Source organism: Enterococcus sp. AZ080 (assembly GCF_051714945.1).
Classification (GTDB): Bacteria; Bacillota; Bacilli; order Lactobacillales; family Enterococcaceae; genus Enterococcus_B; species Enterococcus_B pernyi.
In genome coordinates this window covers 79,702-99,127 of the sequence record NZ_JBIOSV010000001.1, presented here as the reverse complement: position 1 = coordinate 99,127, position 19,426 = coordinate 79,702, and the positions used below count along the sequence as shown (strand labels likewise).

Genomic DNA, 19,426 nt, shown 5'->3' with positions numbered 1-19,426 from the left:
CTCCTTTGTTAAGTGTCTCAAGATTATAAAACTTCTGGTGCTAGAGAAACGATCTTCATGAAGTTGTTTTCACGTAGTTCACGTGCAACTGGCCCAAAGATACGTGTTCCACGAGGGCTTTTATCATCACGAATAATCACTGCAGCATTTTCATCAAACTTGATATATGAACCGTCTGCACGACGAGCTCCTGATTTTGTACGAACGATAACGGCTTTAACGACGTCACCTTTTTTGACAACCCCACCTGGCGTTGCTTGTTTAACCGTAGCAACGATCACATCACCGATATTCGCAGTTTTGCGACCAGATCCGCCAAGGACTTTGATCGTCAAAATTTCACGTGCGCCTGAATTATCAGCGATTCTTAAACGACTTTCTGCTTGGATCACGTTGTGTATCCTCCTTTCAGATTTTGCATTCAATCTATATAGGAAAATCTCGTGTTATTAGATAATAACTGCTTCTTCGACTATTTCCAACAAACGGAAACGTTTTGTAGCTGATAATGGACGAGTTTCCATAATTCTCACGATGTCGCCAACTTTTGCTGTGTTGTTTTCATCATGTACTTTGTACTTCTTAGAATAGTTCATACGTTTACCGTAGATAGGGTGGTTTTTCTTTGTTTCGACAGCAACGGTAATTGTTTTATCCATTTTGTCTGATACCACGCGACCTTGATAAACTTTGCGTTGATTTCTTTCTTCAGTCATACGCTTAATGGCCTCCTTCCATAATTACTTAGCTTGTTCACGCAAAACTGTTTTGATGCGTGCAATCGATTTACGTACTTCTTTAATACGTGCAGTGTTTTCTAATTGACCTGTTGCTAATTGGAATCTAAGATTAAACAATTCTTCTTTTAATTGTTTTTCTTGATCAAGCATTTCGGCAGTGGTTAATTCTCTGATTTCTTTAACCTTCATTCGATTCACCACCCATTTCCTCACGTTTTACGATCTTAGTTTTCATTGGTAATTTGTGGGAAGCTAAACGTAATGCTTCACGAGCTACTTCTTCAGAAACGCCTGCAATTTCAAACATGATTTTACCACGTTTTACTGGTGCAACCCATCCTTCAGGAGCCCCTTTACCTTTACCCATACGAACGCCGATCGCTTTAGATGTATATGATTTATGAGGGAAAATTTTGATCCATACTTTCCCGCCACGTTTCATGTAACGAGTCATAGCAATACGAGAAGCTTCGATCTGACGGTTTGTGATCCAGTGTGATTCAACAGCTTGTAAGCCGTATTCACCGAATGCTACTTCTTTTCCGCCTTTTGCTTCACCGCGCATTTTTCCGCGGAATTCACGACGGTGTTTTACACGTTTAGGTACTAACATGTTTATTTCCCTCCTTTCTCAGTGTTTTTTTTAGTTGGAAGAATTTCTCCACGATAGATCCACACTTTAACTCCTAGTTTTCCGTATGTTGTATCTGCTTCTTCCCATGCGTAATCAATATCCGCACGCAAAGTGTGAAGAGGAACTGTTCCTTCTGAGTATCCTTCTGAACGAGCGATATCCGCACCGTTTAGACGTCCAGATACTTGAGTTTTGATCCCTTTAGCGCCAGAACGCATTGAACGTTGGATCGCTTGTTTTTGAGCGCGACGGAATGCAACACGGTTTTCTAATTGACGTGCAATTCCTTCACCTACTAATTTAGCATCTAAATCTGGTTTTTTGATTTCCACGATGTTGATATGGATTCTTTTACCAGTTAATTTGTTTAATTCTTTTCTTAGGTTTTCGACTTCAGATCCGCCTTTACCAATAACCATACCTGGTTTAGCTGTGTGGATTGAAATGTTTACGCGGCCAGTTGCGCGTTCGATTTCAATTGTTGATACAGCAGCATCAGCAAGTCTAGTTGAAATAAATTTACGGATTCTTAAATCTTCGTGTAAGAACTCTGCATACTCTTTTTCAGCAAACCATTTTGCATCCCAGTCGCGGATGATGCCTACACGCATTCCAATTGGATGTACTTTTTGACCCACAGATTATCCCTCCTTATTTTTCTGATACGACTACCGTGATATGACTTGTACGTTTGTTGATTGGTGAAGCTGAACCTTTTGCACGTGGACGGAAACGTTTCATTGTTGGTCCTTCGTTAACAAATGCTTCAGATACTACCAAGTTCTCAACATCTAAGTCAAAGTTGTTTTCTGCATTTGCAATTGCTGACATCAATACTTTCTCGATGATCCCAGCAGATTTGTTTGGTGTGAATTTCAAAATTGAAATTGCATCCGCAACACTTTTACCTCTGATAAGGTCAATTACTAGACGCGCTTTACGAGGTGAAGTGCGAACTGTTTTTGCAGTTGCTTTAGCTGATGTGATTTGTTCTGCCATTTGCTTTTATCCTCCCCTCGAATTAGCGTCTCGTTTTCTTGTCGTCAGCGACATGCCCACGATAAGTTCTAGTTGGTGCGAATTCACCTAATTTGTGTCCTACCATATCTTCTTGGATGTAAACTGGTACGTGTTTACGTCCATCGTATACTGCGATGGTATATCCAACAAAACTTGGGAAAATTGTCGAACGACGAGACCAAGTTTTGATTACTTTTTTCTTTTCGGCCCCTGCTTGAGCTTCAACTTTACTCATTAAATGCTCATCAACGAAAGGCCCTTTCTTTAAACTACGACCCATGGTGAACCTCCTCTCAAAATGTGCGACACATGGTCAAAGTAATTATTTATTTTTACGACGAACGATAAGTTTGTCTGATTTAGCTTTCTTGTTACGAGTTTTGTAACCAAGAGCTGGTTGACCCCAAGGAGAAACTGGAGCTTTACGTCCGATTGGAGCTTTACCTTCACCACCACCGTGTGGGTGATCGTTAGGGTTCATTACGCTACCACGTACAGTTGGGCGTTTACGCATCCAACGAGAGCGGCCAGCTTTACCAATATTGATAAGTTCGTGTTGTTCGTTACCTACAGAACCGATTGTTGCACGGCATGCAGCTAAGATCATGCGAACTTCACCAGAGTTCAAGCGGATCAATACGTATTTGCCTTCTTTACCAAGTACTTGAGCACTTGTACCAGCAGAACGGATCAATTGTCCACCTTTACCAGGTTTCATTTCAATATTGTGGATCACAGTACCAACTGGAATGTTTTCTAAAGGAAGAGCATTTCCGACTTTGATATCTGCTTCAGGACCTGAAACAAGTTTCATTCCAACTTGTAGTCCTTTTGGTGCTAAGATGTAAGCTTTCACTCCATCTTCATAATGTACTAACGCGATGTTAGCTGAACGGTTTGGATCATATTCGATCGTTTGAACAGTAGCAACAACGTTGTCTTTGTTACGTTTGAAATCGATCACGCGGTATTGGCGTTTGTGTCCGCCACCTTGATGACGTACAGTGATGCGGCCGTTGTTATTACGTCCAGCATGGTTTTTCAATGGCTGTAACAATGTTTTTTCAGGTGTTGATGTTGTGATTTCAGCAAAATCAGAACCTGTCATGTTACGACGGCCATTTGTGGTAGGTTTGTACTTTTTAATCGCCACGTTTTCCCCTCCTAATTTAATCAGTTATCGAGTGTTGCTTATTCAGCAGCTTCGAATAATTGGATTTCTTTTGAATCTTCAGTCAATGTAACGATCGCTTTGCGACGTTTTTTTGTATATCCTGCATATTTGCCCATACGTTTGAATTTCGCACGTACGTTCACGATGTTCACGTTTTTGACTTTCACGTCAAAAGCAGCTTCAACCGCTTGTTTTACTAAAGTTTTGTTTGCGCGAGTGTCTACTTCGAAAGTATATTTCTTGTCATCCATGGCAAGCATTGATTTCTCAGTGATCACTGGGCGTTTGATTACGTCTAGTAAGTTCATTATGCAAGCACCTCCTCAATTTGAGTAAGAGCAGTTTGTGTTGCTAAAACTTTTGTATTTGATACAACATCTAGAACGCTAACGTTGTCAGAAGTTACTACAGAAACGTTTGATAAGTTACGTGCAGATAAAGCTGCAAAGTCGTTACCAGGTTCTAGTACAACCAATACTTTAGAGTCAATAGATAATTTAGCAAGAACTTCTTTGAATTCTTTTGTTTTTGGTGCATCAAAGCTTAATCCTTCGATTGCTACCAAGTTGTTTTCTGCAACTTTTTCTGATAATACAGATTTCATTGCTAAACGACGAACTTTTTTAGGAAGTTTGTAGCTGTAAGAACGTGGTGTTGGTCCGAAGACTACGCCACCTCCACGCCATTGCGGTGAACGGATTGATCCTTGACGAGCACGACCAGTTCCTTTTTGACGCCATGGTTTACGGCCACCGCCTCGAACAGCGCTACGGTTTTTAACCGCATGTGTTCCTTGTCTTAATGATGCGCGTTGCATAACGATTGCGTCGTAAACAACACTTTCATTTGGTTCAATTCCGAAGATTTCTTCGTTAAGAGTGATTTCACCGTTTTGGCTTCCATCTTGTTTGAATAATGCTACATTCGGCATTCCTTAGTTCCTCCTTTCTTCCTACTATTATTTAGCTTTCACAGCTGATTTGATAGTGATTAATGATTTTTTCGCTCCAGGAACGTTACCTTTGATCAAGATTACGTTTCTTTCAGCATCTACACGTACAACTTCCAAGTTTTGGATAGTTACGCGGTTGCCACCCATACGGCCAGCAAGACGTTTGTTTTTGAATACACGGTTAGGTGCAACTGGACCCATTGACCCAGGACGACGATGGTAGCGAGAACCGTGAGCCATTGGTCCGCGGCTTTGGCCGTGACGTTTGATAACCCCTTGGAATCCTTTACCTTTCGTAGTACCTGTTACATCAATAATGTCTCCTGCTTGGAAAACATCAACTGTAATTTCTTTTCCTACTTCATATTCTCCTAGCTCAACATTTTTGAATTCACGAATGAAGCGCTTAGGAGCCGTGTTTGCTTTTGCAACATGACCTTTCGCAGGTTTGTTTGATAAAACTTCACGTTTGTCTTGGTAACCAACTTGAATAGCTTCGTAGCCATCAGTTTCCATTGTTTTTACTTGTAGTACTACGTTTGGCGTAGCTTCTACAACAGTAACTGGAATTAATTCGCCAGATTCAGTGAAGATTTGTGTCATTCCCACTTTTTTCCCTAAGATTCCTTTGGTCATGAGTACACCTCCATTATTATTAGTTTAGTTTTTATAGTTTGATTTCGATGTTAACACCTGATGGTAAGTCAAGCTTCATTAAAGCATCAACTGTTTTTGGTGTTGGGTTCACAATGTCGATAAGACGTTTGTGTGTACGCATTTCGAATTGTTCGCGTGAATCTTTGTATTTGTGAGTCGCACGAATAACTGTGTAAAGACTGCGTTCAGTTGGTAATGGAATTGGACCAGAAACGCCAGCTCCAGTTCTTTTTGCAGTTTCCACGATTTTATCCGCTGATTGATCTAAAATACGGTGTTCATACGCTTTTAAACGGATACGAATTTTTTGTTTTGCCATCTTGTTCCCTCCTTCGCCTATTTTGAAAAGTAGACATAGCTCCACGAAAATTTCCGTCACGCTCGTTCGTGGCAAAGCGTCCGGGCGTGTCGCAACCTCTCGTTTCTTAGCCGACAAAATCATTTTGATTTCGTCTGTGCCATTCACCTAAGGTAAACGCACCTTTGTCATTATAATATATCTAAATTCACAACGCAAGGTTTTTTTGCTGTAAAAAACAATTTATTTTCATAAATTTTCATTCAATTAAAAAAAGAGAAATCCTCCTCTTTTTTATAGAAGGATTTGTGGTTTTTCCTTCCAATTTCCATTCTCCTATTTAGAGGAAAAAGGCAATTCACTACATATTAAGAATATTTTTGGATATTCCTCTCTTTCATAGCCTCTCCTCTAATCAATTGTTTGCTGAAATAAAAAAAGTTCGAGGCAAAGGATCAAGATCCTTACCTCGAACTTCAACGTCCGAATAAATGTTACTTTGTTAGGCTTAAAATGAATTAAGCTTTGATTTCTGTAACGACACCGGCACCAACTGTACGTCCGCCTTCACGGATTGAGAATTTAGTACCGTTTTCGATAGCGATTGGGTGGATTAATTCAACTTCCATTGTTACGTTGTCGCCAGGCATAACCATTTCAGTTCCTTCTGGTAATTCAACAACACCAGTTACGTCAGTCGTACGGAAGTAGAATTGTGGACGGTAGTTAGTGAAGAATGGAGTGTGACGTCCACCTTCTTCTTTAGTCAACACGTATACTTCTGCAGAGAATTTTGTATGAGGTGTGATTGTACCTGGTTTAGCTAAAACTTGACCACGTTGGATGTCTTCACGTGAAACACCACGTAATAACGCACCAATGTTATCGCCTGCTTCAGCGTAGTCTAATAATTTACGGAACATTTCAACACCAGTTACAGTTGTTTGAGCTGTTTCTTCTGCGATACCAACGATATCGATAACGTCACCAACACGAACTTGTCCACGTTCAACACGTCCTGTAGCAACAGTACCACGACCAGTGATTGAGAATACGTCCTCAACTGGCATCATGAATGGTTTGTCGTTATCACGTTCTGGAGTTGGGATATATTCGTCAACTGCAGCCATCAATTCAAGAATTTTTTCTTCGTATGAAGCGTCGCCTTCTAAAGCTCTTAAAGCTGAACCAGCGATTACAGGAACATCGTCACCAGGGAATTCGTATTCTGTTAATAGGTCACGAACTTCCATTTCAACTAATTCAAGTAATTCTTCGTCATCAACCATATCTACTTTGTTCAAGAATACAACGATGTATGGTACACCAACTTGACGAGATAATAGGATGTGTTCACGAGTTTGAGGCATAGGGCCGTCAGCAGCAGAAACAACTAAGATTGCTCCGTCCATTTGAGCAGCACCAGTGATCATGTTTTTAACGTAGTCCGCGTGTCCTGGGCAGTCAACGTGAGCATAGTGACGTGCGTCAGTTTCGTACTCAACGTGAGCTGTTGAGATAGTGATTCCGCGTTCGCGTTCTTCAGGAGCACCATCGATTTGATCGTAAGCCATTGCTTGGCCGCCGTTTTTCTTAGATAGTACAGTTGTGATTGCAGCTGTTAAAGTTGTTTTACCATGGTCAACGTGTCCGATAGTACCAATGTTAACGTGTGGTTTCGAACGGTCAAATTTTTCTTTTGCCATTTTAAAATATCCTCCCTAAAATTACAGTTTAATTTTTATTTGTCTGATAGGTATGTGATAGACAAAATTGCCGATCACATGCCCGTATCATCAAAAGTTATTTTACACGAAACTGCATAAAAAATACAGTCTCTAGATAAATCTCTTCACGAGACTACCTTGCTTTAAGAAATTATTCAGCTTTTCCGCCGTTTTTCTTAATGATTTCTTCTTGAACAGATTTCGGTACGTCTTCGTAGTGGTCAAATACCATCATGAATGTACCACGACCTTGAGTTGCTGAACGCAATGTAGTCGCGTATCCGAACATTTCTGCCAATGGAACGATTGCATTAACGATTTGTGAATTACCGTGTGCTTCCATTCCTTCGACACGTCCGCGTCGGCTTGTTACGTGTCCCATGATATCACCTAAGTAATCTTCTGGTACAGTAATCGTAACTTTCATCATTGGTTCAAGGATCACAGGACGTGCGTGTTTTGCAGCAGCTCTTAGAGCCATTGATGCAGCAACACGGAACGCTGTTTCATTTGAATCGACGTCATGGTATGAACCATCGTAAAGTTTTGCTTTGATATCCACTAATGGGTATCCAGCAAGAACACCGTTATTCATTGATTCTTCTAATCCTTTTTCAACTGCTGGGATGTATTCACGTGGAACCACACCACCAACGATTGCGTTTTCGAATTCGAAGCCTTTTCCTTCTTCGTTTGGTGTAAATTCAACCCATACGTGACCGTATTGACCTTTACCACCAGACTGACGTACAAATTTACCTTCCGCTTTTGTTGCTTCACGGAATGTTTCGCGGTAAGAAACTTGAGGCGCACCAACGTTTGCTTCAACTTTAAATTCGCGTTTCATACGGTCTACTAATACGTCCAAGTGCAACTCACCCATACCTGAGATAACTGTTTCACCTGTTTCAACGTTTGTTTCAACACGGAATGAAGGATCTTCTTCTGCAAGTTTTTGCAACGCAACACCCATTTTATCTTGGTCAGCTTTTGATTTAGGCTCAACAGCGACTTGGATAACTGGTTCTGGGAATTCGATTGATTCAAGGATAACTGGTGCATCTAATGCACACAATGTGTCCCCTGTTGTTGTATCTTTCAATCCAACAGCAGCGGCGATATCACCTGAATACACTTTGTCGATTTCTTGACGTGTGTTTGCGTGCATTTGTAGGATACGACCGATACGCTCTTTTTTGCCTTTTGATGCGTTCAATACGTATGAACCACTTTCAAGGACACCAGAGTAGACACGGAAGAAAGTTAGACGACCTACGAATGGGTCAGTCATTACTTTAAATGCTAATGAAGCAAAAGGAGCTTCGTCATCTGCAGGACGAGTTGTTTCTTCGTCTGTTTTTGAGTCAATACCTTTGATTGCTTCAATATCAAGTGGTGATGGCAAGTAATCAAGAACAGCATCCAACATCAATTGGACCCCTTTATTCTTGAATGCTGAACCAGCTAACACAGGGAAGAACTCAACGTTGATTGTTGCACGACGGATACCGGCAATCAATTCTTCTTGAGTGATTTCTTCACCTTCAAGATATTTCATCATTAGTTCTTCGTCTGTTTCAGCAACAGCTTCGACTAATTTTTCACGCCATTCTTGTGCTTGTTCTGCATATTCTTCAGGAATTTCAGTTTCTTGGATGTCTGTGCCTAGATCGTTTGTGTAGATCTCTGCTTTCATCGTTACCAAGTCAATGATACCTGTGAAGTTATCTTCAGAACCGATTGGCAATTGGATTGGATGCGCGTTCGCTTGTAAACGATCGTGCAATGATTTTACTGAGTATAAGAAGTCTGCACCGATTTTATCCATTTTGTTACAGAATACGATACGAGGTACTCGGTACTCAGTTGCTTGACGCCAAACAGTTTCAGTTTGAGGTTCAACACCTGATTGTGCATCAAGTACAGTTACAGCACCATCCAATACACGTAGAGAACGTTGAACTTCGATTGTGAAGTCTACGTGTCCTGGTGTATCGATGATATTTACGCGGTAACCTTTCCACTGCGCAGTAGTGGCAGCAGATGTAATCGTGATACCACGTTCTTGTTCTTGTTCCATCCAGTCCATCTGTGAAGCTCCTTCGTGAGTTTCACCGATTTTATGGATTTTACCAGTATAGTACAAGATACGCTCTGTTGTTGTAGTTTTACCTGCATCAACGTGAGCCATGATACCAATATTACGAGTTTTTTCTAGCGAAAATTCTCTTGCCATTTTCTTACTCCTCTCTTTGTTTAAATCGATTGTAAATTGACTTTCTGCTGTGGGATTAGCCGACAGACAGAGAGGATCTTACCAACGATAATGAGCAAATGCGCGGTTCGCGTCTGCCATTTTGTGTGTGTCTTCGCGTTTTTTAACAGAAGCTCCAGTATTGTTTGCAGCGTCCATGATTTCTTTCGCTAAGCGTTCTTCCATTGTGTGTTCACCGCGCAAGCGAGCGTAGTTAACTACCCAACGTAGCGCTAAAGTCGTGCGACGTTCAGGGCGAACTTCAACTGGTACTTGATAGTTTGAACCCCCAACACGACGTGCTTTAACTTCAAGAACAGGCATAACATTGTTCATTGCTTGTTCAAACACTTCTAATGGATCGTTACCTGTAGATTCTTTGATCAAATCAAAGGCATTATAGATAATATTAGCAGCAACACCGCGTTTTCCGTCAACCATTACACGGTTGATCAAGCGAGTTACTAATTTTGAGTTATAAATAGGATCTGGTAAAACATCACGTTTTGCAACAGGACCTTTACGTGGCATCCGTAACTCCTCCTTCCGAAATATTCTTCATAGTTGATCGAACGACTATTATATAGTAGGTTCGATTTTCATTTGTAGTAAATAATTAAAATTAAGCTTTAGGTCTTTTCGTACCGTATTTAGAACGGCTTTGTTTACGGTCGTTCACACCAGCAGTATCTAGTGCACCACGAACGATATGATAACGTACCCCTGGTAAGTCTTTTACACGTCCACCGCGTAATAGTACCACGCTATGCTCTTGTAAATTGTGACCAATCCCTGGGATATAAGCAGTAACTTCAATTAAGTTTGACAAACGAACACGAGCATATTTACGTAAAGCTGAGTTCGGTTTTTTAGGTGTCATTGTTCCCACACGTGTAGCTACCCCACGTTTTTGAGGAGAGTTCACGTTTGTTTGAGTTTTCTTAAAGCTGTTATATCCTTTGTTCAAAGCAGGTGAATTAGATTTTTCCACCTTTGATTTACGAGGTTTACGTACTAATTGGTTAATTGTAGGCATTCCTAGTTCCTCCTTCCCACGATTCACATCTAGTTCCACACATCCAGGTGGTTCTTTTTTTGCGATAAAAAATAAATGCAGTTATGCATCTTTATCAAATATGCTTTGATAAACAGTCAGCACGTCTCTTAACAGAGACCTGTAGATAAAGCACCTTGGTTAGAATATCACGGATAAAAAAGAATGTCAACCAAACATATACATTTTTTTCTATCCTATAAAAATTGTGTTATGCTCTCTATCTTTTTCGATTAAATCAAGCTAAAATAGCAGTTAAAGAGCTATAAAAATGCTGGAGGGATAGAAATGAACTTAAAGCAATTAGTAGGCATTAAAGCTGCAGAATTTGTTGAAGATGGCATGATCGTTGGACTTGGAACTGGTTCTACTGCCTATTATATGGTAGAAGAAATTGGCCGACGCATGCGCGAAGAAGGATTGAAAATCACTGGTGTCACTACTTCTAGCGGTACAAAAGCACAAGCAGAAAGCTTAGGTATCCCTTTGAAAAGTATTGATGAAGTCCCAGTCGTCGATTTAACGATCGATGGTGCCGATGAAATCAGTGCCGATTTTCAGGGGATCAAAGGTGGCGGTGCTGCTCTTTTATTTGAAAAGATCGTTGCATCTTATTCAAAACAAACGATCTGGATCGTCGATGGATCAAAAATGGTGGATCAACTTGGGCGCTTTCCACTCCCTGTCGAAGTCATCCCCTATGGTTCTCAACAACTGATGCGTCTTTTTAAAGAAAAAAACTATCAGCCTGTATTACGTCAAACAGAAACTGGTGAGACCGTCGTAACAGATAGTGGGCACTATATTATTGACCTTCATTTAGAACGAATCGAAGATCCCGAAAAATTAGCGACTTATTTGGATCAATTAGTCGGTGTCGTCGAACACGGCTTGTTTTTAAATATGGTTTCAAAGGTTGTCGTTGCCTCTGAAAATGGCGTGTCTGTACTCGATACTCCCTTTCAAAAATAATGCGAAAGAGATTCGTTGAAAATGCCTAAAAAAACTATCTTTTTCAGTTACTTTATGCTACATTTTTACTTGTCTCAAACACTTAGAAAACTTTGCTAGAAAGGAATCACCATGAAGATTATCGGTTATGCACGTACAACTATTAATGATGTCGATTCGACGGCTCAAATGCAAAAACTCTCTGATTTTGGTTGTCACGAAATTTTTCACGAAACGTATGGTCAAAAAGACAGTTTATCTGACGCCATTTGTTTAGAAAAAGTCATCGAAAAAATGGAGCAAGGCGATACATTAGTGATTTGCCAGCTTCATCATCTAGGAAAATCGACAAGACAACTAACAGAATTCACGAAATTATTTAAAGACCGTGGGTTACATCTAGTCAGCATCACAGAAAAAATCGATACTCGCGAACCTATGGGGACGGTCTACTTCCAATTGATGGAAGGATTAGCTGAGATGGAGTGTGCATTGATCAAAGAACGCACGCTGATTGGATTAGATGAAGCACGCAAAAAAGGAAAAATCGGCGGACGACCAAAAATCGATGCCAAAACAATCAAAAAAATTCGTCGTCTCTACTATGAAAAGAAAGAAACGATCCAATTTATTTCTTCAAAATGTGGCGTTTCAGTCGGCACTTGCTACAAATATATCAACCTACCTGAAAAAGAGCTTCAGCAATTATTCAATTAATTAGCAAGTACAAACCCGTTGATTTCAATAATTGATCGAAAGAACCCACACTAAACAAACAGAAATTATTTTACTTAATAGATAAAAAGGTTGTCAAACAAGTTTTTTGAGTGAAAGCTCTGTAATAACGCTTGTTTACAGCCTTTTTTTTAGTTCGTCTGTGGTCTTTTAAACAAACAGCTTTCATTTTACAATGGAAATCTTATGAAAAACATTGTACAATAAGGCAGAACTGAAATTTTCAGAAATAACACTTATTTTAAAGGAGAGTTAAACATGCCAAAATTAGTTTTTTCTCGTCACGGTCTTAGCGAATGGAATGCATTGAACCAATTTACTGGTTGGGCAGATGTAAACCTAGCACCAGAAGGAATCGAAGAAGCAAAAGAAGGCGGACGTAAAATCAAAGAAGCTGGAATCGAATTTGATGTTGCTTATACTTCTGTATTAACTCGTGCCATCAAAACTTGTAACTTGATTTTAGAATACTCAGATCAACTTTGGGTACCACAAATCAAATCATGGCGCTTGAACGAACGTCATTATGGTAAATTACAAGGATTAAATAAAAAAGAAACAGCAGAAAAATATGGTGACGAACAAGTTCACATCTGGCGTCGTTCATACGACACTCTTCCTCCATTAATGGAAGCAACTGATGAAGGTTCAGCAGCAAACGATCGTCGTTATGCAATGTTAGACAAACGCGACGTACCTGGTGGAGAAAACTTGAAAGTTACTTTAGAACGCGCATTGCCATTCTGGCAAGACGAAATTGCACCAGCTTTGTTAGACAACAAAACTGTCTTAGTTGCTGCACATGGTAACTCTTTGCGTGCATTAGCAAAACACATCGAAGGAATCTCTGATGAAGACATCATGGATCTTGAAATCCCAACAGGTCAACCACTTGTTTATGAATTAAACGACGACTTGACTGTCATCAAAAAATACTACTTATAATAGATATTCTATTGTAAGTATGACAGCCTCCTCACCTCCTATTATTGTAAGAGATGAAGGGGCTGTTTTTTTTAGACATTGGATAAACTGTAGTCTTAGCTCTTTAATGCTCAGAGTATCAATGTTACTAGGTAAAGAATCTTATTCTTCATATACAAGTAATGACTAAAAAATAATATAGACACTACCCACATTATTCCCCAAGCGATAGTGTCCACTTTCTTTAATGTTTTATTGTTAATACTCATCTAACTAAACGAATAAATAGTAAGATTGACATCTAAACTTATATACTACTTAATGTGAAATTGTCTATTCAATAAAGTAGATGAAGATGATTATGTAAAAAATATGCTCATACTTTTAAATAAGAACTACATCTCAATTGTAATAATTCCTAACTCAATCCCACGTACTACAGCTGTAACGGTAGAGTGAACATTTAACTTGTTGAAAATGTGTTGCATATGAGTTGAAACCGTCCGTCGACTACTATAAATAATTTCAGCAATTTCTTGTTGGCTCTTACCTTGAGCTACCAACTGCAAAATTTTTTTTTCCGTTTTTGTTAAACTTACATATATTTTTTCATATTCTGGAAAAATAGTATCTCCCCCATTTACTAGATGAATCTTCGTCACGAGATCTTCCACTGAACTTGTTTTATTGACAAATGCTTTTGCCCCCATGTTTATTGCTTCTTCATAATTTCTTATCAATGTGCTACCTGAAAGAAACATTAGTTTTGTTTCTGGAAACAACTTGAGTATTTTTTCCCCTTCTTCTAATCCATTTTTCTCACCTAACCGAATATCCATCAACACAATATCTGGTTTTTCTTGCTTGACTACTTCAAGACAATCTTTACGGTGATTACATGTAACAAAGTGATCAAAATACTTCCTTAAATATAATTCAAGGCTTTGTAAAAAAAGTTCATGGTCATCAAATAAGATAATTTTCATTACTATCTGTCATCCCTTTCGATTTAAATCGATGAAATACTCCGATAATTCTAAATAAAAACACAGTGCTATTTCTAAAGAGCATTGGTAATTTATATAAGGTGTGGAGAATAGCTAAGAAGATAAGCCAATAAATTCCCTTGAAAACTTTTTCTCAAGTTTCCTCTGTTGATTCAGTGACTATATTTATACCAAACTGTATCTCCCTGATAGTTCTCTATTACACAATAATTGAACACAAAAGCTTACAAAAAAACTCTCTATTTTTATTATATTTCATGCCTACTCGTTTTTAAATAGGTAAAACGAGAAATAAAATAACTCACATTGCTTATTTTAAAAAGCATTTTTTTATTCTACAATTAATGTTGTCAAGAGATAGAACAACTCAGCATTTTAAAATAGTGGATACTTTTACATACAAGAAATGCATACTTTGATACAAAAAACACTATTATAAAATAAATAATTTTTTTGGAAAGAAGGAATAATTGATCATGAAAAAAATGTTAAAGAAGTATTTTATTGCTAATTTGGGACTACTCTGTATTTTATCCGTCATATTCCCCTCAACCTTAACCGCTTATGCTTCCGAGCTTCCAGAAGAACAAAAAGCTACTGTAACACGTGTTTCAAATGATACGTGGCTAGCGTTTGAACAAGAGTTCAATCAAATGATTCAATCAAAAAAACAATTAACCGGAAATACTTCACTTTCTGAAGAAGAAGCATTTTACTTAATAAACAAATACGATGGGGCGCAATCAACTGTCTATATTTCAGGCAGAGCTTCCTACTCAGAAATGTTTAAAACAGGGGGTTATAATGCTTTTGCTTCTTCAAAATCTTCCATGGCTAATCTTCGCGACGACTATGGAACCTGTGCAACGTTACTACAATCTGTAGGGGTTCTCGGAGGAGCAATGGCTGGAGGACCAGCAGGCGCATTACTTGGATTAATTGGCTCTACAATATTAGGTACTCGCTTTAGAGATGCAAATTCTGATATGAAGAAATGGATCAATGTTGGATCATCAAAAGGTGGCTGTCGCATCACAGCTACAGATGAGTTCCCTATTGCAAGTTTGAATACACTAACACAAAGTCCAATTCAAAAGCTATGATCTTAGGAAAGATTTTAATAGTGGTAGTCTATCTCTTCTCGCTATACAGCTATTACTATTACAAGATCAAGAAAGGTAAGGAGACAAAATTAAGTAGAATCGGATTAGTTCTGTATACCTTGTTTGTTATGATTTGTCTTTGTATACTTTAAATTTCCTTTTTTAGGTTATGAATCAATCAGTAATCCATTCTGAATAACTCGAAAGATCCATAATATTAGACATTTTACTGATAGCCCAGCCTAGCTATTCTTTCTAAGCTGGGCTATTTATTAGCTCATAAATAGCGAGAGGACAAATAGATTATATAAGCTATGTAACATAATAGCAGGTAATATATTGTTGGTTTTCACGTATAGATATGTTGTAGCTAAAGTCAAAAATAGAATTTGGACCATTGCTAATAAATTTCCGCCATATGTAAAGCTATGCCCATAGAAAAACAATCCTGTTGAAACCAACCCATACACTATTTTTAACCAATTAGAATCAGTTATACTCAAAAATAGGTAACGGTAAACTATTCACTTATTAGGGCAATCACTATGACAGAAAATAGAACAACACTATCGTAATTTTGTGAGACTACTTCAAAACTACCAAATACAAGTACCATATATATAAAATTCATCACTAACAAAAGTAGCAAAGTGAATCCTACTTGTTTCATCATTGACATATTCAGACCTTGTAATGCTCGATTTAATTCGGACATGCAAAGTAAGTAAGTAAATAAATAAAATCATTATCAGATTTAGAATCAATTGGTTATTTTCTAATAATATGAGAATGGTCTTACTTCTTATTATTCCGAAGTTTGTTATACAAAAAATGGTTATCCAGACAGTTAGAATGATACTTTTATTTAGAGTTAACCGAATGTGATCTACCTTCATCTTGACCACCAATTAATCGAACGATGAGTCATCTTGTCCCCCTTCTCACCGTCTCCTGAAAAAGCAAGCAGTAATCGCATAGATAGTTAAAACACTGTCATTCTCTTTCTTATCGCATTCCTAACATATAATGCTTATATTTATTAAACAAACAATATCTTCTTATATCTCCCCTCCAATTTATCAACTTACTATGTAAAAGTACTGTTTGTTGTTTTCATCCTACTTTTCTCAATTATCTAAAAACATTAAGTATTACTTATTTTCATTATACCCCTTCCTTTTTTTGTATAGCAAGGTGCAGAGAAAGAAACCTATTAGTAAAATCTTGTACAGATAACATTTGTATTTTTTATCTACTAGTAACCTACAGTAACACTTACGCAAAAAGCGTAAAAGCCAAAATAGTTCCCTATTATGACTTTTACGTTTAATCAAATTCTTTCATTACAATTACTACCCTTGAATCGCCGTTTCCAATCCTACTTCAATCATGTCATTGAATGTTGTCTGACGTTCGCTGGCAGTTGTTTCTTCACCGGTGATCAGATGGTCACTGACCGTCATGATCGCTAATGTTTGCACTTGGTATTTTGCACCTAGATAATACAACGCAGCAGCTTCCATTTCCACGCCCATCACACCAAGTTCTGCTAACTTGAATGTCTCTGTCAAATCGTCTTTGTAGAAAGAATCTTCTGATAGTACATTGCCAACGTGTGTAGTAAAACCTTTTTCTTTCGCTACTTCGTATGCTTTCAACAACAAGTCAAAATCACAGATTGGTGGAAAATGGAACGCGTTGAAATTCTTTTCGATCATAGAAGAACTTGTCGCGGCTCCTTGTGCTAAGACCAAGTCACGAACGTGTACGTCTTTTGACAAGGCACCGCATGTGCCAACACGAATCAATTTTTTTACGTCATAGGAATTGACCAACTCATGCGCATAGATCATCGCTGAGGGCATACCCATTCCTGTTCCTTGAACAGAGACTCTTTCCCCTTTATACGTTCCAGTATAACCAAGCATACCGCGTACTTGGTTATAGCAAACGGGATTCTCTAAAAAAGTTTCTGCAATATACTTCGCTCTTAGTGGATCGCCAGGAAGTAAAATCTTGTCTGCGATTTCTCCTGGTTTTGCTTCAATATGAACACTCATTTCCGGACCTCTCAATCAATTTTTTATAGTAAAGAAAGTGTTTCTTTGATCAATGATTTAAATGTTTGTTTGACTCTCTCAGTTGTTTCAACGACTTCTTCGTGATTCAAGTTTGCTTGCATACCAGCAGCCAAGTTAGTGATACAAGAAATCCCTAAGACCTTCAATCCGCTATGAGCTGCAACAATGACTTCTGGTACAGTCGACATGCCCACTGCATCTGCACCCATCACGCGAGACATGCGAATCTCAGCTGGTGTTTCGTACGTTGGACCGGAATAGCCCATATACACGCCTTCTTTTAATTCTACGTCCAATGATGTCGCTGCTGCTTTTGCCATTTCGCGATACGCTTTTGTATAAGCTTCACTCATATCAGGGAAACGAGGCCCCATTTCTTCGTCATTAGGCCCAATCAATGGATTTTGACCTGTAAAGTTGATATGATCCGTGATCAGCATCAAATCACCTGGTGCAAATGATTCATTCACGCCACCACACGCATTGGTCACAACAACTGAATGCGCGCCTAGCGCAGCCATCACTCGCACAGGATAAGTGACTGTTTGCATCGAATGACCTTCATAAAAATGGAAACGTCCTTGCATCGCCAATACTTTTTTGCCTGAAAGTGTTCCGTAAACAAGTTGACCTGCATGTCCAACGACTGTCGAAGTTGGAAAGAACGGAATCTTATCATAAGGAATCACGATTGCTTCTTCGATCTCCTCTGCTAATTCACCTAAACCTGAACCTAAGATCATGCCAAAATCGATCGTTCCGACACCTTTGCTTTTGATAAACGCAGTCGTCTCTTGTAACATCTCATTTAATTTCATTGTTTTTCTCCTATATATAAAATTTTGATTATTCTATCTTACATAATAAAGCCAATGATGATTCATTGATGGATGATGCACGTCGTTATTTCAATAGTTTTAAAAAACTTTCGCCATTTTCAGTTGCTGCTACGTTAAAGTTTTCGGCAATCGTTGCAGAGATATCCGCATAATAACCTTGTGGTAAACTACCTTGCCCACTCATTTGTTTACTATAAGCAAGTAATGGCACGTATTCGCGAGTATGGTCAGTACCAGTGAAAGTTGGATCATTCCCATGGTCAGCGGTGATTAATAATAGATCATCGTCAGCCATTGCATCTAATAATTCTGGAATACGCAAATCAAAATCTTCGATAGCACGCGCATAACCAACCACATCGCGACGATGACCGTATAACGCATCAAAATCGACTAAGTTTGTAAAACTCAACCCAGTGAAGTCTTGTTTCATCACATTCAATAATTGATCTACACCGTCCATATTGCTCTTTGTACGAACAGAATCGGTGATGCCTTGGCCATTGAAAATATCATTGATCTTACCGACTGCAATAACATCTTTGCCGGCTTCTTTCAATGAGTCTAAAACCGTATGTCCAAATGGATCTAATGCGTAATCGTGACGGTTGCTTGTTCGCGTAAAGTTACCTGGCTCACCAAGATATGGACGGGCAATGATCCGACCGATCATATAAGGATCATCTTTTGTAATTTCACGAACATATTCGCAAATCCGATAAAGTTCTTCTAAAGGAATAATTTCTTCATGTGCAGCAATTTGTAACACTGGATCAGCTGACGTATAAACGATCAAGTCGCCGGTGTTCATTTGATGTTCACCAAAGTCGTCAATGACTGCTGTTCCGCTATAAGGTTCGTTACAAACAATTTTACGTCCAGAGAATTCTTCGATTTTCTTCAATAATTCATCCGGGAAGCCGTTTGGAAAAACACGAAATGGTGTTTTGATATTCAAGCCCATGATTTCCCAATGTCCTGTCATTGTATCTTTGCCGACAGAAACTTCTTCCAATTTGGTCGCATACCCTTGATGATCTTGCACTGCTTCGACCCCTTCTAAAGGACGAATCGTTCCTAATCCAAGTTGCTCCAAATTCGGTACCGTCAACCCAGCTTCTTTAGCAATATGACCTAATGTATCCGAACCTTTATCTCCGAATTTTTCAGCATCAGGTGCTTCTCCGATTCCGACTGAATCCATGACGATCAAATGTACGCGTTTAAACATGAGTATTCCTTCTTTCTATTTATTTTCTTTATAAAGTAAAAAGGG

25 protein-coding genes are annotated in these 19,426 nt (G+C 38.8%); 4 read left to right on the top strand and 21 right to left on the bottom strand.

Going from position 1 to position 19,426, the window contains the following annotated elements; all coding sequences use genetic code 11:
- Window positions 1-23: 23 nt before the first annotated feature.
- The 16 genes from rplN to rpsL all read right to left on the bottom strand — a co-directional run bounded on the left by rplN (window position 24) and on the right by rpsL (window position 10,492).
- Window positions 24-392 (bottom strand): 50S ribosomal protein L14, encoded by a 369-nt coding sequence (gene rplN, locus IGK01_RS00465; protein ID WP_010734462.1) that lies wholly within the window; start codon window positions 390-392, stop codon window positions 24-26.
- Window positions 393-449: 57 nt separating this feature from the next.
- Window positions 450-716 carry a 30S ribosomal protein S17 gene (rpsQ, locus tag IGK01_RS00460; RefSeq protein WP_010734463.1) on the bottom strand — a complete coding sequence of 89 codons (267 nt, stop codon included), beginning with the start codon at window positions 714-716 and terminating at the stop codon, window positions 450-452.
- Between the two features lie 24 nt (window positions 717-740).
- Window positions 741-929, bottom strand: a complete 189-nt coding sequence (gene rpmC, locus IGK01_RS00455) for a 50S ribosomal protein L29 (protein ID WP_002288664.1) — start codon at window positions 927-929, stop codon at window positions 741-743.
- Window positions 919-1,353, bottom strand: coding sequence for a 50S ribosomal protein L16 (rplP, locus tag IGK01_RS00450; protein ID WP_010734464.1), 435 nt, complete (start codon window positions 1,351-1,353; stop codon window positions 919-921). The genes rpmC and rplP overlap by 11 nt, the downstream gene beginning before the upstream one ends.
- 2 nt (window positions 1,354-1,355) lie before the next feature.
- Window positions 1,356-2,012, bottom strand: a complete 657-nt coding sequence (gene rpsC / locus IGK01_RS00445; protein WP_010734465.1) for a 30S ribosomal protein S3 — start codon at window positions 2,010-2,012, stop codon at window positions 1,356-1,358.
- A gap of 13 nt (window positions 2,013-2,025) precedes the next feature.
- Window positions 2,026-2,373, bottom strand: a complete 348-nt coding sequence (gene rplV, locus IGK01_RS00440) for a 50S ribosomal protein L22 (protein WP_010734466.1) — start codon at window positions 2,371-2,373, stop codon at window positions 2,026-2,028.
- A gap of 22 nt (window positions 2,374-2,395) precedes the next feature.
- Complete coding sequence (gene rpsS, locus IGK01_RS00435) at window positions 2,396-2,674, bottom strand: 30S ribosomal protein S19 (RefSeq protein ID WP_010734467.1); 279 nt, start codon at window positions 2,672-2,674, stop codon at window positions 2,396-2,398.
- Between the two features lie 42 nt (window positions 2,675-2,716).
- Window positions 2,717-3,547, bottom strand: a complete 831-nt coding sequence (rplB, locus tag IGK01_RS00430) for a 50S ribosomal protein L2 (RefSeq protein ID WP_010734468.1) — start codon at window positions 3,545-3,547, stop codon at window positions 2,717-2,719.
- A 38-nt stretch (window positions 3,548-3,585) separates the two neighbouring features.
- Window positions 3,586-3,876, bottom strand: a complete 291-nt coding sequence (gene rplW, locus IGK01_RS00425; protein ID WP_002290449.1) for a 50S ribosomal protein L23 — start codon at window positions 3,874-3,876, stop codon at window positions 3,586-3,588.
- The gene (gene rplD / locus IGK01_RS00420) at window positions 3,876-4,499 is read right to left on the bottom strand and encodes a 50S ribosomal protein L4 (protein ID WP_010734469.1); all 624 of its coding nucleotides are present in this window, start codon (window positions 4,497-4,499) and stop codon (window positions 3,876-3,878) included. Before rplD ends, rplW begins: the two co-directional genes overlap by 1 nt.
- Window positions 4,500-4,526: 27 nt before the next feature.
- On the bottom strand, window positions 4,527-5,156 hold the full coding sequence (gene rplC / locus IGK01_RS00415; protein ID WP_010734470.1) for a 50S ribosomal protein L3: 630 nt from the start codon (window positions 5,154-5,156) through the stop codon (window positions 4,527-4,529).
- Window positions 5,157-5,187: 31 nt separating this feature from the next.
- On the bottom strand, window positions 5,188-5,496 hold the full coding sequence (gene rpsJ / locus IGK01_RS00410; protein ID WP_010734471.1) for a 30S ribosomal protein S10: 309 nt from the start codon (window positions 5,494-5,496) through the stop codon (window positions 5,188-5,190).
- 497 nt (window positions 5,497-5,993) lie between these two features.
- A complete protein-coding gene (gene tuf, locus IGK01_RS00405) occupies window positions 5,994-7,181 on the bottom strand; it encodes an elongation factor Tu (protein WP_010734472.1) in 1,188 nt (395 codons plus the stop codon).
- Between the two features lie 172 nt (window positions 7,182-7,353).
- On the bottom strand, window positions 7,354-9,438 hold the full coding sequence (gene fusA, locus IGK01_RS00400) for an elongation factor G (RefSeq protein ID WP_010734473.1): 2,085 nt from the start codon (window positions 9,436-9,438) through the stop codon (window positions 7,354-7,356).
- 78 nt (window positions 9,439-9,516) lie between these two features.
- The gene (gene rpsG, locus IGK01_RS00395) at window positions 9,517-9,987 is read right to left on the bottom strand and encodes a 30S ribosomal protein S7 (RefSeq protein ID WP_010734474.1); all 471 of its coding nucleotides are present in this window, start codon (window positions 9,985-9,987) and stop codon (window positions 9,517-9,519) included.
- A 91-nt stretch (window positions 9,988-10,078) separates the two neighbouring features.
- On the bottom strand, window positions 10,079-10,492 hold the full coding sequence (gene rpsL, locus IGK01_RS00390; RefSeq protein WP_010734475.1) for a 30S ribosomal protein S12: 414 nt from the start codon (window positions 10,490-10,492) through the stop codon (window positions 10,079-10,081).
- Between the two features lie 306 nt (window positions 10,493-10,798).
- On the opposite strand from rpsL, the gene rpiA reads away from it, so the two are divergent.
- The 3 genes from rpiA (at window position 10,799) to IGK01_RS00375 (ending at window position 13,141) form a co-directional block, all read left to right on the top strand.
- On the top strand, window positions 10,799-11,482 hold the full coding sequence (rpiA, locus tag IGK01_RS00385) for a ribose-5-phosphate isomerase RpiA (protein WP_010734476.1): 684 nt from the start codon (window positions 10,799-10,801) through the stop codon (window positions 11,480-11,482).
- A gap of 111 nt (window positions 11,483-11,593) precedes the next feature.
- Window positions 11,594-12,178: a recombinase family protein gene (locus tag IGK01_RS00380; RefSeq protein ID WP_010734477.1), complete on the top strand. Its 585-nt coding sequence runs from the start codon at window positions 11,594-11,596 to the stop codon at window positions 12,176-12,178.
- 276 nt (window positions 12,179-12,454) lie between these two features.
- Complete coding sequence (locus IGK01_RS00375; RefSeq protein WP_010734478.1) at window positions 12,455-13,141, top strand: 2,3-diphosphoglycerate-dependent phosphoglycerate mutase; 687 nt, start codon at window positions 12,455-12,457, stop codon at window positions 13,139-13,141.
- 374 nt (window positions 13,142-13,515) lie between these two features.
- Here IGK01_RS00375 and IGK01_RS00370 read toward each other — a convergent pair whose 3' ends face one another.
- Window positions 13,516-14,106, bottom strand: a complete 591-nt coding sequence (locus IGK01_RS00370) for a response regulator transcription factor (RefSeq protein ID WP_023518900.1) — start codon at window positions 14,104-14,106, stop codon at window positions 13,516-13,518.
- Between the two features lie 497 nt (window positions 14,107-14,603).
- On the opposite strand from IGK01_RS00370, the gene IGK01_RS00365 reads away from it, so the two are divergent.
- Window positions 14,604-15,230 carry a hypothetical protein gene (locus IGK01_RS00365; protein ID WP_041684161.1) on the top strand — a complete coding sequence of 209 codons (627 nt, stop codon included), beginning with the start codon at window positions 14,604-14,606 and terminating at the stop codon, window positions 15,228-15,230.
- Between the two features lie 272 nt (window positions 15,231-15,502).
- Here IGK01_RS00365 and IGK01_RS00360 read toward each other — a convergent pair whose 3' ends face one another.
- The 4 genes from IGK01_RS00360 to deoB form a co-directional block, all read right to left on the bottom strand.
- Window positions 15,503-15,754, bottom strand: a complete 252-nt coding sequence (locus IGK01_RS00360) for a CPBP family glutamic-type intramembrane protease (RefSeq protein WP_080637952.1) — start codon at window positions 15,752-15,754, stop codon at window positions 15,503-15,505.
- 828 nt (window positions 15,755-16,582) lie between these two features.
- On the bottom strand, window positions 16,583-17,290 hold the full coding sequence (gene deoD / locus IGK01_RS00355; RefSeq protein WP_010734481.1) for a purine-nucleoside phosphorylase: 708 nt from the start codon (window positions 17,288-17,290) through the stop codon (window positions 16,583-16,585).
- Window positions 17,291-17,313: 23 nt separating this feature from the next.
- The gene (locus IGK01_RS00350) at window positions 17,314-18,129 is read right to left on the bottom strand and encodes a purine-nucleoside phosphorylase (protein ID WP_010734482.1); all 816 of its coding nucleotides are present in this window, start codon (window positions 18,127-18,129) and stop codon (window positions 17,314-17,316) included.
- 85 nt (window positions 18,130-18,214) lie between these two features.
- Window positions 18,215-19,381, bottom strand: coding sequence for a phosphopentomutase (gene deoB, locus IGK01_RS00345; RefSeq protein ID WP_224434398.1), 1,167 nt, complete (start codon window positions 19,379-19,381; stop codon window positions 18,215-18,217).
- Between the last annotated feature and the right edge of the window lie 45 nt (window positions 19,382-19,426).

Excerpts from the sequence above, each read along its gene's own strand:
- rpsG (WP_010734474.1), bottom strand. The coding sequence starts at position 9,987 with ATGCCACGTAAAGGTCCTGTTGCAAAACGTGATGTTTTACCAGATCCT.
- IGK01_RS00370 (WP_023518900.1), bottom strand. The coding sequence starts at position 14,106 with ATGAAAATTATCTTATTTGATGACCATGAACTTTTTTTACAAAGCCTT.
- IGK01_RS00380 (WP_010734477.1), top strand. The coding sequence starts at position 11,594 with ATGAAGATTATCGGTTATGCACGTACAACTATTAATGATGTCGATTCG.
- fusA (WP_010734473.1), bottom strand. The coding sequence starts at position 9,438 with ATGGCAAGAGAATTTTCGCTAGAAAAAACTCGTAATATTGGTATCATG.
- rplD (WP_010734469.1), bottom strand. The coding sequence starts at position 4,499 with ATGCCGAATGTAGCATTATTCAAACAAGATGGAAGCCAAAACGGTGAA.
- rpsS (WP_010734467.1), bottom strand. The coding sequence starts at position 2,674 with ATGGGTCGTAGTTTAAAGAAAGGGCCTTTCGTTGATGAGCATTTAATG.
- deoB (WP_224434398.1), bottom strand. The coding sequence starts at position 19,381 with ATGTTTAAACGCGTACATTTGATCGTCATGGATTCAGTCGGAATCGGA.
- rplW (WP_002290449.1), bottom strand. The coding sequence starts at position 3,876 with ATGAACTTACTAGACGTAATCAAACGCCCAGTGATCACTGAGAAATCA.
- tuf (WP_010734472.1), bottom strand. The coding sequence starts at position 7,181 with ATGGCAAAAGAAAAATTTGACCGTTCGAAACCACACGTTAACATTGGT.
- rpmC (WP_002288664.1), bottom strand. The coding sequence starts at position 929 with ATGAAGGTTAAAGAAATCAGAGAATTAACCACTGCCGAAATGCTTGAT.
- deoD (WP_010734481.1), bottom strand. The coding sequence starts at position 17,290 with ATGAGTGTTCATATTGAAGCAAAACCAGGAGAAATCGCAGACAAGATT.
- rpsL (WP_010734475.1), bottom strand. The coding sequence starts at position 10,492 with ATGCCTACAATTAACCAATTAGTACGTAAACCTCGTAAATCAAAGGTG.
- IGK01_RS00365 (WP_041684161.1), top strand. The coding sequence starts at position 14,604 with ATGAAAAAAATGTTAAAGAAGTATTTTATTGCTAATTTGGGACTACTC.
- rplP (WP_010734464.1), bottom strand. The coding sequence starts at position 1,353 with ATGTTAGTACCTAAACGTGTAAAACACCGTCGTGAATTCCGCGGAAAA.
- rpsQ (WP_010734463.1), bottom strand. The coding sequence starts at position 716 with ATGACTGAAGAAAGAAATCAACGCAAAGTTTATCAAGGTCGCGTGGTA.
- IGK01_RS00375 (WP_010734478.1), top strand. The coding sequence starts at position 12,455 with ATGCCAAAATTAGTTTTTTCTCGTCACGGTCTTAGCGAATGGAATGCA.
- rpsJ (WP_010734471.1), bottom strand. The coding sequence starts at position 5,496 with ATGGCAAAACAAAAAATTCGTATCCGTTTAAAAGCGTATGAACACCGT.
- rplV (WP_010734466.1), bottom strand. The coding sequence starts at position 2,373 with ATGGCAGAACAAATCACATCAGCTAAAGCAACTGCAAAAACAGTTCGC.
- rplC (WP_010734470.1), bottom strand. The coding sequence starts at position 5,156 with ATGACCAAAGGAATCTTAGGGAAAAAAGTGGGAATGACACAAATCTTC.
- IGK01_RS00350 (WP_010734482.1), bottom strand. The coding sequence starts at position 18,129 with ATGAAATTAAATGAGATGTTACAAGAGACGACTGCGTTTATCAAAAGC.
- rpiA (WP_010734476.1), top strand. The coding sequence starts at position 10,799 with ATGAACTTAAAGCAATTAGTAGGCATTAAAGCTGCAGAATTTGTTGAA.